Source organism: Streptomyces sp. NPDC088252, from assembly GCF_044740965.1.
GTDB lineage: Bacteria > Actinomycetota > Actinomycetes > Streptomycetales > Streptomycetaceae > Streptomyces.
Window position 1 is genome coordinate 104,740 of record NZ_JBIURS010000003.1, and the last position, 12,254, is coordinate 116,993.

12 protein-coding genes are annotated in these 12,254 nt (G+C 71.1%); 1 reads left to right on the forward strand and 11 read right to left on the reverse strand.

Features of this window, described 5'->3' with window-relative positions; all coding sequences use genetic code 11:
• Window positions 1–52: 52 nt before the first annotated feature.
• The 11 genes from ACIOHC_RS07440 to ACIOHC_RS07490 all read right to left on the reverse strand — a co-directional run bounded on the left by ACIOHC_RS07440 (window position 53) and on the right by ACIOHC_RS07490 (window position 10,665).
• Window positions 53–511: an MscL family protein gene (locus ACIOHC_RS07440; RefSeq protein ID WP_351085006.1), complete on the reverse strand. Its 459-nt coding sequence runs from the start codon at window positions 509–511 to the stop codon at window positions 53–55.
• Window positions 512–614: 103 nt separating this feature from the next.
• On the reverse strand, window positions 615–2,210 hold the full coding sequence (locus ACIOHC_RS07445; protein WP_401841846.1) for an NADH-quinone oxidoreductase subunit N: 1,596 nt from the start codon (window positions 2,208–2,210) through the stop codon (window positions 615–617).
• On the reverse strand, window positions 2,207–3,757 hold the full coding sequence (locus ACIOHC_RS07450) for an NADH-quinone oxidoreductase subunit M (protein ID WP_351085037.1): 1,551 nt from the start codon (window positions 3,755–3,757) through the stop codon (window positions 2,207–2,209). The genes ACIOHC_RS07445 and ACIOHC_RS07450 overlap by 4 nt, the downstream gene beginning before the upstream one ends.
• Before the next feature lie 27 nt (window positions 3,758–3,784).
• On the reverse strand, window positions 3,785–5,785 hold the full coding sequence (locus ACIOHC_RS07455; protein ID WP_351085002.1) for an NADH-quinone oxidoreductase subunit L: 2,001 nt from the start codon (window positions 5,783–5,785) through the stop codon (window positions 3,785–3,787).
• Window positions 5,782–6,186, reverse strand: coding sequence for an NADH-quinone oxidoreductase subunit NuoK (gene nuoK / locus ACIOHC_RS07460; RefSeq protein ID WP_351085000.1), 405 nt, complete (start codon window positions 6,184–6,186; stop codon window positions 5,782–5,784). Before nuoK ends, ACIOHC_RS07455 begins: the two co-directional genes overlap by 4 nt.
• Window positions 6,186–6,749: an NADH-quinone oxidoreductase subunit J gene (locus ACIOHC_RS07465; RefSeq protein WP_351084998.1), complete on the reverse strand. Its 564-nt coding sequence runs from the start codon at window positions 6,747–6,749 to the stop codon at window positions 6,186–6,188. Before ACIOHC_RS07465 ends, nuoK begins: the two co-directional genes overlap by 1 nt.
• Complete coding sequence (locus tag ACIOHC_RS07470) at window positions 6,746–7,378, reverse strand: NADH-quinone oxidoreductase subunit I (protein WP_351084996.1); 633 nt, start codon at window positions 7,376–7,378, stop codon at window positions 6,746–6,748. Before ACIOHC_RS07470 ends, ACIOHC_RS07465 begins: the two co-directional genes overlap by 4 nt.
• Window positions 7,378–8,346: a complex I subunit 1 family protein gene (locus tag ACIOHC_RS07475; protein WP_351084994.1), complete on the reverse strand. Its 969-nt coding sequence runs from the start codon at window positions 8,344–8,346 to the stop codon at window positions 7,378–7,380. Before ACIOHC_RS07475 ends, ACIOHC_RS07470 begins: the two co-directional genes overlap by 1 nt.
• Window positions 8,343–9,599, reverse strand: coding sequence for an NADH-quinone oxidoreductase subunit C (locus ACIOHC_RS07480; RefSeq protein WP_401841852.1), 1,257 nt, complete (start codon window positions 9,597–9,599; stop codon window positions 8,343–8,345). Before ACIOHC_RS07480 ends, ACIOHC_RS07475 begins: the two co-directional genes overlap by 4 nt.
• Window positions 9,596–10,273: an NADH-quinone oxidoreductase subunit B family protein gene (locus tag ACIOHC_RS07485; RefSeq protein ID WP_351084990.1), complete on the reverse strand. Its 678-nt coding sequence runs from the start codon at window positions 10,271–10,273 to the stop codon at window positions 9,596–9,598. The genes ACIOHC_RS07480 and ACIOHC_RS07485 overlap by 4 nt, the downstream gene beginning before the upstream one ends.
• Window positions 10,264–10,665: an NADH-quinone oxidoreductase subunit A gene (locus ACIOHC_RS07490; protein ID WP_189544080.1), complete on the reverse strand. Its 402-nt coding sequence runs from the start codon at window positions 10,663–10,665 to the stop codon at window positions 10,264–10,266. The genes ACIOHC_RS07485 and ACIOHC_RS07490 overlap by 10 nt, the downstream gene beginning before the upstream one ends.
• 170 nt (window positions 10,666–10,835) lie before the next feature.
• On the opposite strand from ACIOHC_RS07490, the gene ACIOHC_RS07495 reads away from it, so the two are divergent.
• Window positions 10,836–12,047 (forward strand): sensor domain-containing protein, encoded by a 1,212-nt coding sequence (locus ACIOHC_RS07495; protein WP_351084987.1) that lies wholly within the window; start codon window positions 10,836–10,838, stop codon window positions 12,045–12,047.
• Window positions 12,048–12,254 lie beyond the last annotated feature (207 nt).

A 12,254-nucleotide genomic window follows, 5' to 3' on the forward strand; every position in this document is an offset into this window, starting at 1 on the left:
CTCTGGGCCGTACGAGTGGAGGGGTCTCGTGCGACGGTCCGTGCCCGGTGGCTCAGCGCTGGGCGGGGAGGCCGGCGAGTTCGAGGGCCTCGGGGTCCGGCTTGATCTCACTGGTGCAGTGGGCGCAGCGCGAGGCGATGGCCGGGATCTCGGTGTAGCAGCGGGGGCAGTCGCGCAGGGCGGCCTTGATGTCGACCTGCTCGTCGGCCTTGGAGAAGCGGTTCTGGACCTTCGTCATGGGAACGACGACGCCGAAGTAGAGCACCGCTGCCGTGATCAGGAAGGCGATGGCGGCGGCCAGGAACTTCCCGTACGGGAAGATGGCGCCCTCGATCGAGAACTCCGCCGAGCTGAAGTCGCCGACGGAGCCGGTGGCGAGCCCGATCAGCGGCGTGATGAAGGCGGTGCTGAATCCGGTGACGACTGCGGTGAACGCGGCTCCCACGGCCAGCCCGATGGCCATGGAGATGACGTTTCCGCGCAGGATGAAGTCCTTGAACCCGTTCAGCACTGCTCTTGCTCCTCTGGAAATGGGTGCGTGTGGGGATGTGCGGGCATGACCTTGCCCTGTGCGGACGGTGCCGGGCAAACCGATCTTGAGAACGTCGGAGGAGTCAGAAGAGATTGACGGCGGCGAACCTGAGGACCGTCTGCGGGGCGCCGGAGAGCAGCACGCCGCCGACGGCGGTGAGGGCGATCGCGAGGGTGAGGTGGGCCGGGGCGCGGTGCCCGGCGGGAACGGCGGCGCCTGCGGGTCCGCCTTCCGCCACGGGTACGGCTTTGCCCTCCGGGACCTCCTCCGGGGAATGGAAGAGCGCGGCGGTCCACTGCAGATAGTAGTAGAGCGCGATCACGACGTTGACGGCCATGACGACGGCGAGCCAGCCGAGTCCCGCGTCGACGGCCGCGGAGAAGACCGTGACCTTGGCGAAGAGGCCGACGATGCCGGGCGGCAGGCCGGCCAGGCAGAGCAGGAAGAAGGCCATCGCGAGGGCGGCGAGGAGGCGGGTGGCGTACAGGCCCCGGTAGTCGGAGAGCCGGTTCCCCGCGCTCGTGCGGGCGACGAGGGCGGCGACCGCGAAGGCACCGAGGTTCACGACGGCGTACATGAGGGCGTACGCGACGGTGGAGCCGATGTGTTCATCGCTGGAGTACGCGGCGGCGGCGATCGGCACCAGGAGGTAGCCGGCCTGGGCGACGGACGACCAGGCGAGCAGGCGTACGGCGCTGCGGACGCGGGTGGCGTTCTGGCGCAGGGCGGCCACGTTGCCGATCGTCATGGTGAGCGCGGCGAGGACGGCGAGGGCCGGTCCCCAGACGTCGGCGTACGCCGGGAACGCGATCACGGTGACGAGGATGAGGCCGGAGAAGCCGACCGCCTTCCCGACGACCGAGAGGTAGGCGGCGACCGGCAGGGGGGCTCCGACATAGGTGTCGGGCACCCAGAAGTGGAAGGGCGCGGCGGCCGTCTTGAAGGCGAAGCCGACCAGGGTGAGGACGACACCCGCCTTGGCGAGCGTGTCGAGCTGCCCCGGCACGTCGTCGAGCCGGGTGGCGATCTCCGTGAGGTGCAGGGTGCCGGTGGTCGCGTACACGAAGCTGACGCCGAGCAGCATGACTGCGGTCGCGACGACGGAGGAGAGGAAGAACTTCAGCGCGGCTTCGGAGGACCGCCGGTCGCCGCGCTTCATGCCGACCAGGGCGAAGGCGGGCAGCGAGGCGACTTCGAGGGCGACCACGAGGGTGGCGAGGTCACGGGCGGCGGGCAGGAGTGCCGCGCCCGACGCCGAGGACAGCAGGAGGAACCAGAACTCGCCCGCGGGGAGCCGACGTGTGTCGCCGAGGGAGAGCAGGGCGGTCAGCAGGGCGCCGCCGAGCACCAGGGCCTGGATGACGACGGCGAAGTGGTCGGCGGTGTAGCTGCAGGCCCCGGTGCCGGTGGTCGCGGCGGTCAGGCAGAAGGTGGAGCGGTCCCCGTCGCGCAGCGGGACGAGGAAGGCGAGTGCGGCGACGAGTCCGGCCATGGTGACCCACCCGAGGAGCGGCTTGCGCTCCTCGGGGAGGAAGAGGTCGGCGACCAGGACGATCAGGGCGACGGCCGCGACGACGACCGGGGGCGCGATGGCGAGCCAGTCGACGGACTGGACGAGGCTGGTGGTGTTCTCGGCCGCTGTGGTGACGACGCCCGGGGGGACGACGGCTGTGGTCACGACTTGCCTCCTGCGAGGAGCTTCTGCACGGCGGGGTCGGTGAGGCCGAGGAGGACGGCGGGCCACAGGCCGGCGAGGACGGTGAGGGCGACGAGCGGGGTCCAGGCGGCGAATTCGTAGCTCTGGATGTCGGCGATCCGCTGCGCTTCCTCGCGCTTCTCGCCCATGCAGACCCGGCGCACGACCAGGAGCATGTACGCGGCGGTGAGCAGGGTGCCGAACGCGGCGATCGACATGAAGGTGAGGAAGGCGGGGCGGCTGAGCCCCTCGGCCGGGTCGAACGAGCCGAACAGGGCGAGCATCTCGCCCCAGAAACCGGCCAGTCCGGGCAGGCCCAGGGAGGCGACGGCGGCGAAGGCGAGGAGTCCGCCGAGGCGGGGCGCGCGGCCGTAGAGCGCGGCCCCGGTGGCGCCGGAGAGGGTGTCGAGGTCTGCGGTGCCGTACCGGTCCTTGACCGCACCCACCAGGAAGAACAGCAGGCCGGTGATGAGGCCGTGGGCGATGTTGGCGAAGAGCGCGCCGTTGACTCCGGTGGGGGTCATGCTCGCGATGCCGAGGAGCACGAAGCCCATGTGTCCGACGGAGGAGTAGGCGATCAAGCGCTTGAGATCGCCCTTGGAGCCCGGCCGGACCAACGCGAGGCAGGCGAGCGATCCGTAGACGATGCCGACGACCGCGAAGGCGGCGAGGTAGGGCGCGAAGGTGTGCATCCCGTCCGGGGCGATGGGGAGCAGGATACGGACGAATCCGTACGTGCCCATCTTCAGCAGGACGCCCGCCAGCAGGACCGAGCCGACGGTCGGGGCGGCGGTGTGGGCGTCCGGGAGCCAGCTGTGCAGCGGCCACATCGGGGTCTTCACGGCGAGCCCGACACCGATCGCCAGAACGGCGATGACCTGCACGGACGAGGTGAGGCCCCGGCCGTTGTCAGTGGCGAGTGCCACCATGTCGAAGGTGCCGCTCTTCAGTCCGATGAGGAGCAGGCCCAGCAGCATGATCACCGAGCCGAGCAGTGTGTAGAGGATGAACTTCCAGGCGGCGGCCTGCCTCGCGGCACCGCCCCAGCGGGCGATGAGGAAGTACATCGGGATGAGCACCATCTCGAACGCCAGGAAGAACAGCAGCAGGTCGAGGACGGCGAAGGTCGCGAGGGTGCCGGACTCCAGAACGAGAACGAGTGCGACGAAGGCCTTCGGGGAGGGGCCGGCAGGCATCTTGAAGTAGCTGTGGAGCGCGCAGAGGAAGGTCAGCAGCGCGGTCAGCACGAGAAGGGGGAGCGAGATGCCGTCGATGCCGAGATGGATGCGGACGTCGAGCGCCGGGATCCAGCTGATGTCGGTGGTGGCCTGCATCTTCGACGGATGGTCGTGGTCGAAGCCGACGGCCAGCACGATCGTGGCGAGAAGGATCGCGCCGGTGACGGTCACACCGTGGCGGAGCACGGCCTGGTCGGGGCTGGATCCCTTCAGTCCGGGCGGGGCCGGCAGGAGCGCGGCCACGGCGCCGACGAGGGGGGCGACCACGATGAACGCGAGAAGGAACTGCATCACGGATGCGCTGATATCGATCACGGCTCACGACCCGGCGTTGATGGTGGCGAAGACGACGGCGGCGACCGCCAGGACCAGGGAACCGGCGAGAAGTGCGCTGAGGTAGGTCTGCACATTGCCGGTCTGGGCGCGGCGGACGGCGGTGCCGAGCCAGCGGGCGCCGGTGCCGGAGCCGCGTACGTATGTGTCGATGACCTCGCGGTCCAGGAAACCGACGAGACTCGCCGCGGCCCGTACGGGGCGGACGAACAGCATCGTGTACAGGGCGTCGAGGTGGAATCCGGCGGCGGCGTGGCGGTGCAGCGGGCCGAGCAGCAGGCGGCCCGGGTCGGCCGGGTCGGGGACTTCTCCGTCCGCGCCGTAGGCGGCTGTGTGGGCGGTCATCGCCTGGGCTTCGAGGAGGGCGGGTTCGGCGTCGGGGTGGGCGACGACCATGCCCGCCGGGGTGCGGGCGGCGAGCGCCGAGGTGTGGCGCCAGGCGCCGTACGTGACGAGGCCGCCGACGAGCCCGACGCCCGTGGAGAGGACGGCGGTGGTCAGGGTCGGGCTGAGGCTGTGCCCGTCGAACCAGTCGGTGATCGCTCCGACGGTCAGTCCGAAGGCGATGGTGGGGACGGCGAGGACCCAGAGGACGGCGGTCATCGCGACGGGCTGCCTGCCGTGATCGGGGGCTTCGGCGCCGCGGCCCCGGAAGGCGAGGAGCCAGAGGCGGGTGGCGTAGGCGGCGGTGAGGACGGCGGCGAGCAGTCCGGCGACGAGGACGGTCCAGCCGGCGGCGGCCGGGGCGACGTGCCGCTCCCCGAGTGCCGTGTGCTCCGCGGCGACGAGGACGGCTTCCTTGGAGAAGAAGCCGGCGAACGGCGGGATGGCGGCGAGCGCGAGAAGGGCGACGGTCATCGTCCAGCAGGCGTCCGGGATGCGCTTTGCCAGGCCGCCCATGCGGGACATGGCGGCCAGCGAGTTGGTCCCGGCGGCGTGGATGACGACGCCCGCCGCGAGGAAGAGGACGGCCTTGAACGCACCGTGGGACAGGAGGTGGAAGACGGCGGCGCCGCGATCGCCGACGGCGAGAGCGCCGGACATGTAGCCGAGCTGGCCGATCGTCGAGTACGCGAGGACGCGCTTGATGTCGTCCTGGGCGAGGGCGGCGAGTCCCGAGCCGATCATCGTGATCGCCGCCATCACGGCGAGGACCACGAGGGCCGCGCCGGACTGGGCGAAGACGGGCAGGAGCCGGGCCACGAAGTAGATGCCGGCGGCGACCATCGTCGCGGCGTGGATCAGCGCGGAGACGGGGGTGGGGCCGGCCATCGCGTCGGGCAGCCAGGTGTGCAGGGGGAACTGGGCGGACTTGCCGGCGACGCCCGCGAGGAGCAGCAGGGCGATGAGCGTGGGGTGGTCCAGGCCGCCGTTCGCGACGGCGCCCAGGATGCGGGTGATGCGGAACGAGCCTGTGTCGGCGGCGAGCGCGAACAGGCCGATCAGGAAGGGGACGTCGCCGAGCTTGGTGACCAGGAAGGCCTTGAGGGAGGCGGCGCGGGCTTCGGCCGTCTCCCAGTAGTGGCCGACCAGGAAGTACGAGCAGATGCCCATGATCTCCCAGCCGACCAGCAGCACCATCAGGTCGCCGGAGTAGACGACGAGCAGCATCGCGGAGGTGAAGAGGGAGACGAGGGCCGCGTACGAGGGGTAGCGGGGATCGTCGCGCAGATAGGCGGTCGAGTAGATCTGCACGCAGGTCGCGACGAGCCCCACCAGGACGGCGACGAGAACGGCGAAGCCGTCGAGGTGCAGGGCGAGGTCGATGGGGACCGAGCCGGTGGGGGTGAGCCGGGTCGCCGCGTCGATGGCCCGTCCGCCGCCCTGGCGGGAGGCGATGACGGCGGTGAGCACGAAGGCGGTGAGCGTGGGCAGTACGGCCAGGGGGCGTACGTAGCCGGGCGCGCGGCGTCCGAGAAGGAGACCGGCCGCGGCGCCCAGGAACGGAAGGAGGGGGACGAGAACGGCGAGGGTCGTGGTGGTCACGCGGTGGCCTCTGCCTTCTTTGCCTTCCCTGCCGCAGCAGTGGCCTGGTCTTCGGTGCCGATGGCCTCGTCGCCGGGGAGGGATTCGGCGGCGTCGGTCTCGGCGGTGTCTCGGAGGCGGTCGACGTCGGAGGTGCCGCGGTTGCGGTGGACGGCGAGGACGATCGACAGGCCGATGCCGATCTCCGCAGCGGCGATGGCGATCGTGAACAGCGTGAGGGCCTGGCCGGAGTGGAGGGTGTCGCGGAGCCAGACGTCGAAGGCGACCAGGTTGAGGTTGACGGCGTTGAGCATCAGCTCGACGGACATCAGGACCAGGATCGCGTTGCGGCGGGCGAGCACTCCGTACAGCCCGGTGCAGAAGAGGAGGGCGGCGAGCACGGCGGGATAGGCGAGGTGCATCAGCTCTGCTCCTTACCGCGCTTGCGGGACAGGACGATCGCGCCGACGAGGGCGGCGAGCAGCAGGACGGAGAGTGCTTCGAACGGCAGCACCCAGTGCCGGAAGAGGAAGGAACCGGTCGCCTCGGTGGAGCCCCGGGCCGGTCCGTCCAGGTCGATCCAGGTGGTGCGGAAGGCGTCGACGACGACCCAGACGAGGGTGCCGGCGGCGGCCGCCGCCACGCCGAGGGCGGCCCAGCGGTTGCCCGAGTCGGCATCCGGGGAGCGGCCGATGGGGGCCTTGGTGAGCATCAGTCCGAAGAGCAGGAGGACGACCACGGAACCGACATAGATCAGTACCTGCACCCAGGCGATGAACTCCGCGGTGAGCAGGAGGTACTCGACGGCGAGACCACCGAGCGCCACGACCAGCCAGAGGGCGGCGTGCACCAGTTGCTTGGTCGTGACGGTGACGAGGGCCGCGCCGAGGGTGGCGATGCCGACGAGGACGAAAGCGATCTCGATGCCGGTCGGTGAGAGGAAGCCGGAGTGGGCGGAGTGGGCCGTGGCGGCTGCGAGTGTCACTCCTCCCCCTCTTCTTCCGTCGGGACCTGCTGGGATTGCTGGGCTTCCTGTGCCTGCTGTGCCTGTTCGGCTTCCTTGATCCGCTGGGCTTCGAGCTTCTCCGCCGTCTTGCGGGCGGCGGCGATCTCCTTGGGTTCCTCCGCGCCCGGGTCGAGCGCGGGCGGTTCCGGCACCGTCCACATCCACTCGCGGAGCTTGTCGCGCTCATGGGTGAGTTCGAGGATGTCCGTCTCCGCGTACTCGAACTCCGGCGACCAGAACAGTGCGTCGAAGGGGCACACCTCGATACAGATACCGCAGTACATGCAGAGCGAGAAGTCGATCGCGAAACGGTCGAGGACATTGCGGCTGCGCTCGCGGCCGCCCGGCGTGGCGGCGGGCACCGTCTCCTTGTGGGAGTCGATGTAGATGCACCAGTCCGGGCATTCACGGGCGCAGAGCATGCAGACCGTGCAGTTCTCCTCGAACAGGGCGATGACACCGCGGGAGCGGGGCGGGAGCTCGGGCTGGACGTCCGGGTACTGCGCGGTGACCGTCTTCCTCGTCATCGTCCGCAGGGTGACGGCCAGGCCCTTGGCCAGGCCGGAGCCGGGGATGCGGGGCCGGGAGGTCGGGAGCGACTCGGCCATCAGTTCATCGCCACCTTCACGATGCCGGTGAGCGCGATCTGCGCGAGAGCGAGCGGAATGAGGGTGGTCCAGGCGAGCTTCTGCAGCTGGTCCTCGCGGAGCCGGGGATAGCTCACGCGCAGCCAGATGACGACGAAGGCGAGGACCGCGATCTTGAGGAGCGTCCAGACCCAGCCGAGGCCGTCGGCGCCGAACGGCCCGTGCCAGCCGCCCAGGAAGAGGACGGTGGTCAGTGCGCACAGGACGACGATGCCCGCGTACTCGGCCAGCAGGAACAGCGCGAAGCGCAGGCCGGTGTACTCGGTGTACGCGCCGAAGATGATCTCCGAGTCGGCGACCGGCATGTCGAACGGCGGGCGCTGCAGCTCGGCGAGCCCGGCCACGAAGAAGACCAGGGCGCCGACGATCTGCCAGGGCAGCCACCACCACTCGAAGGCGTCGAGGATGCCCGGGAGGGAGACGGTGCCGGCCGCCATGGCCACGGACGCGGCGGCGAGCAGCATCGGCAGTTCGTAGGCGAGCAGCTGGGCGGCGGTACGCAGGCCCCCGAGGAGGGAGAACTTGTTGGCCGAGGCCCAGCCCGCCATCAGCGAGCCCAGCACTCCGACGCCCATCACGGCGAGCACGAAGAAGATGCCCGCGTCGACGACCTGTCCGACCGCGCCCTCGCCGGGGCCGATCGGGATGGCGACGAGCACGAGGAGGTACGGAAGCAGGGCGACGGCCGGTGCGAGCTGGAAGACGCGGCGGTCGGCCTCGGCCGGGACGATGTCTTCCTTCTGCGCGAACTTCACGCCGTCCGCGACGAGCTGGGCCCAGCCGTGGAAGCCGCCCGCGTACATGGGTCCCAGGCGGCCCTGCATATGGGCCATCACCTTGTGCTCGGTCTGCCCCACGACGAGCGGGAGGACCATGAACACGGCGAAGACGATGACGAGCCGGAGGGCGACGTCGAGTACGTCGTTCACGCGCCATCGCCTCCGGAAGGACGGTCGGGATGCGGCTCGGACGTGGGGTCCGGGGCAGGGGTGGTGGGCTGGTCGGGGGCCGTCTCGTCGGGGGCCGTCTCGTCACGGGCGCCCGTGGAGGACGGCTCGGGTTCGGGGGCGTCGGTGGAGGACGGTGCGGGCTCGGACGCGCCCGCAGCGGACGGTTCGGGTTCGGGGGTGGCGTCGTAGGCCGGGCGGGCGTGGTGCCAGGGGGCGTCGCCGCTTCCCGACTTCGGCGTCGGCTTCTTCCGCGACGACTCCGGAGCCGGCCCGCTCGGACCTGCCCCGCCCGGACCTGCCTGGTTCCGGGCCGCCTGGTCCTGGGCCGCCTGGTCCTGGGCCGCCTGATCCTGGGCCGCCTGGTCCGAGGTCGATCCCATCGGTGTCGTCCCGGATGCCGCCGGTCCGGTCGTGGCCGGCCCGGTCGTGGCCGGCTTCTCCGGATCGGGCCGCTGACTCGCCGAGCCCTGCGACGCGCTCCGGGCACGGCGCGGGGCTGCGGGAGGCGTGGACCCGGCCGTCGACGCCGTCGGCTCCGGCTGCTGGCTCGCCGAGCCCTCGCTCACACTGCGGGCGCGGCGCACCGGGCGGTCACCCGCGGCGCGCGGGGTACGGGCCGGACGGGACGGGGCGGGCGGGAGCTGGCCCTTCAGGGGGCCCCATTCGTTCGGGTCGGGGACGCCGGGCGGCAGCATCGTGCGCCGCTTCGGGCCGCCGTGCTCCGACTCGCCCGGCTCCTTCGCACCCGGCCAGGCCTTCGCGACGCGTGCCGCCAGCACGAAGTCCTTGCGCAGCGGATGGCCCTCGAAGCCCTCGGGCAGCAGCAGCGGCACCAGATGCGGATGCCCCTCGAAGCCGATGCCGAACATCTCGTGCGTCTCGCGCTCGTGCCAGGCGGCGCCCGCGTAGATGTCGATGGCGGTGGGGAGGACCGCCGCGTCGTGCGCGACGGTCGTACGGATCAGGAGCCGACGGACCCTGCCCTCGGCCAGGGCGGCGACGTGGACGCAGACGCAAAAGCCCGTGCCCGGCTCGTCGACCGCGCTCAGCCAGTCGAAATAGGTGCAGCCCAGCGTGTCGCGGGCCGTTTCGAGGGCGGCGGTCCAGGAGGCGGCCGGGACGTCGACGGTCAGCAGGTCGTACGCGGACTCGGCCGTCGCTCCCTCACCGAAGAGCTCGGCCGCGGCATCCGGGAGGCGGTCGTAGGCGTCACCGGCAGAGGTGTCGGTCATGTGCGGTCCTCCCCCGGTGTCGGCGGGGCGGCCACCAGGCCGCTGCGCAGTGCGGCGGTGGAGGGACGGCCGCCGCCCGGCGCGTAGCGCTCGCCCAGCGACTCGCGGGCGATCTTCTCCTGAAGCTTGAGGATGCCCTGGAGGAGCGCCTCGGGCCGGGGCGGGCAGCCCGGTACGTAGACATCGACCGGAATGATCTGGTCGACGCCCTTCGTCACGGAGTACGAGTCCCAGTACGGACCGCCGCAGTTGGAGCAGGCGCCGAAGGAGATGACGTACTTGGGCTCGGGCATCTGCTCGTACAGCCGCTTCACGGCCGGGGCCATCTTGTCCGTCACCGTGCCGGAAACGATCATGAGGTCGGCCTGGCGCGGACCGGGCGCGAAGGGGATCACACCGAGCCGGATGAAGTCGTGCCGCGCCATGGAGGCGGCGATGAATTCGATGGCGCAGCAGGCGAGCCCGAAGTTGAAGACCCAGAGGCTGTAGCGGCGACCCCAGTTCAGGACCACCTTCATCGGCTCCGGGGCCAGGCGCGACAGGACGCCGAGCCGCTTGGGCTCCGGCAGGAACGTCGGAACGGCCTGCGGTTCGGGCCCCGCCCCGGGCACCGGCTCCGTCCCCGATCGCGCTGCGGGGCGGTGCTCGGGGGGCGGCGGGCTCGTCACGTCCATTCGAGGACGCCCTTCTTCCATGCGTAGAGCAGTCCTACGGCCAGGAAACCGAGGAAGATGAACATTTCCACCAGAGTCGTCGCCCCGTATCCGGGAGCGGCGAATACGGTCGCCCACGGAAACAGGAAGATCGAGTCGACGGCGAAGATCACGTACAGGAAGGCATAGACGTAATAACGGACCTGGGTATGTGCCCATCCTTCACCCACCGGGTCCACGCCGCACTCGTACGTCAGGAGTTTCTCCGGTGTGGGAACCACGGGGCGCAGCAGTCGGCCGGCCCCGAAGGCCACCGCGACGAACAGCACACCGATCACGGCGAGCAGTCCGACCACGGAATAGCCGTGGAAGTAGTCCGACGCGAGAACGGTCGATTCCGGCAGATCAGCCACGTCCGTCCCTCGCTCCCTCGAACCCGTTCGACGATCTGTACGCACGGGAGTCTAGGCCCTGTTAAAGGGAGGGTAAGCAGCCGCATCGGACAACGGGTGGGGTTATCCCTACTTCACGCCACCCACGAACCCCATGGCATGCGCGGGCGCCGCCCGGCAGGCTGGGGCCTATGACCATGAGCCCTCTGGTGCCCGACAACGACCGGCCACCGCCCGCCCGCTTCGCCCTCGATCGGTGGACATGGAAGGAGATCGGCCATCTCCTGGCCAACCTCCCCATGGCCCTGGCCGGGTTTGTTTACACAGTTTTCATGATCGGCGTCGGCGTGGGGCTTGCGGTCACGGTGATCGGTCTCCCTCTGCTCGCCGCCGGACTGCAGGGAGCGCGGCTGATCGGCCGGGCCGAGCGGGGCCGGGCGCGGGCGATGCTCGGGGTGTGGGTCGACGAGCCCAGCCCGACGGTCCTGTCCCGCCGCGAGCAGGGCTTCTTCCCCTGGCTGTGGTCGAGCCTGATGGACCCGGTGGGCTGGCGGGCGGTGCTGTACTCCTTCATCCGGCTGCCCTGGGGCGTACTCACGTTCGTCGTGACCCTTGTGAGTCTCTTCCTGCTGTGGCCGGTGCTCCCCTTCATCGCGAGGTTCCTCGCCAATGCCGACCGGGCGATGGCGCGCGGGCTGCTGTCGCCCTCCGACGAGCTGGAGCGCAGGATCGCCGAGCTGGAGTCGGACCGCGGGGTGGTCGTCGACACGGCCGCCGCCGACCTGCGCCGCATCGAGCGCGACCTGCACGACGGCGCACAGGCCCGCCTCGTCGCCCTCGCCATGGGCCTGGGCCTCGCGAAGGAGAAGCTGACCGACGACCCCGAGGCCGCCGCCCGCATGGTCGACGAGGCCCACGGCGAGGTCAAGGTCGCCCTCCAGGAACTCCGCGACCTCGCCCGCGGCATCCACCCCGCCGTCCTCACCGACCGCGGACTCGACGCCGCGCTCTCCGCCATCGCCTCCCGCTGCACCGTCCCCGTGACGGTGGGGGTGGATCTGGCGTCCCGGCCCGCCCAGGCCATCGAGGGCATCGCGTACTTCACGGTCTCCGAGCTGCTGCAGAACGTGAGCAAGCACAGCGCCGCCCGTTCGGCGTCCGTCGAGGTGTGGCGGGCCGGGGACCGACTGCTGGTCCAGGTCACCGACGACGGGCAGGGCGGAGCCCGGATGGACGGCGGTACGGGCATGGCCGGACTGGCCGAACGGCTGGGTGCCGTCGACGGGCTGTTCGTCCTCGACTCACCGGTCGGTGGGCCCACTACGGTCACCGCGGAGCTGCCCTGGCGGGACCGGGAGGCGGAGAAGGAGCCGAACCGCCCCCGGGCGGCCGGGCGCCCGTAGGGCCGGGTGGGTCCGGCTCGCCCCGGGCCCACCCGATCCCGTCCGGACCGGCGGGATCGTGCCTGACCGACCCGTGCCCCGGGTCGCGCCGATCCCGGTCGGCCCGGGGCCGCCCCATCCCGCCCGACCCGGCACGATCCCGCCGGATCCGGCAAGCTCTCCGGGGCGGGCACCCCCGGCCGCCCCCGCCAGGTGGGGAAAACCCCC

Coding starts and splice junctions, on each gene's coding strand:
- ACIOHC_RS07450 (WP_351085037.1), bottom strand. CDS start 3,757: ATGCAGTTCCTTCTCGCGTTCATCGTGGTCGCCCCCCTCGTCGGCGCC.
- ACIOHC_RS07470 (WP_351084996.1), bottom strand. CDS start 7,378: ATGGCCGAGTCGCTCCCGACCTCCCGGCCCCGCATCCCCGGCTCCGGC.
- ACIOHC_RS07480 (WP_401841852.1), bottom strand. CDS start 9,599: ATGACCGACACCTCTGCCGGTGACGCCTACGACCGCCTCCCGGATGCC.
- ACIOHC_RS07495 (WP_351084987.1), top strand. CDS start 10,836: ATGACCATGAGCCCTCTGGTGCCCGACAACGACCGGCCACCGCCCGCC.
- ACIOHC_RS07485 (WP_351084990.1), bottom strand. CDS start 10,273: ATGGACGTGACGAGCCCGCCGCCCCCCGAGCACCGCCCCGCAGCGCGA.
- nuoK (WP_351085000.1), bottom strand. CDS start 6,186: ATGCACCTCGCCTATCCCGCCGTGCTCGCCGCCCTCCTCTTCTGCACC.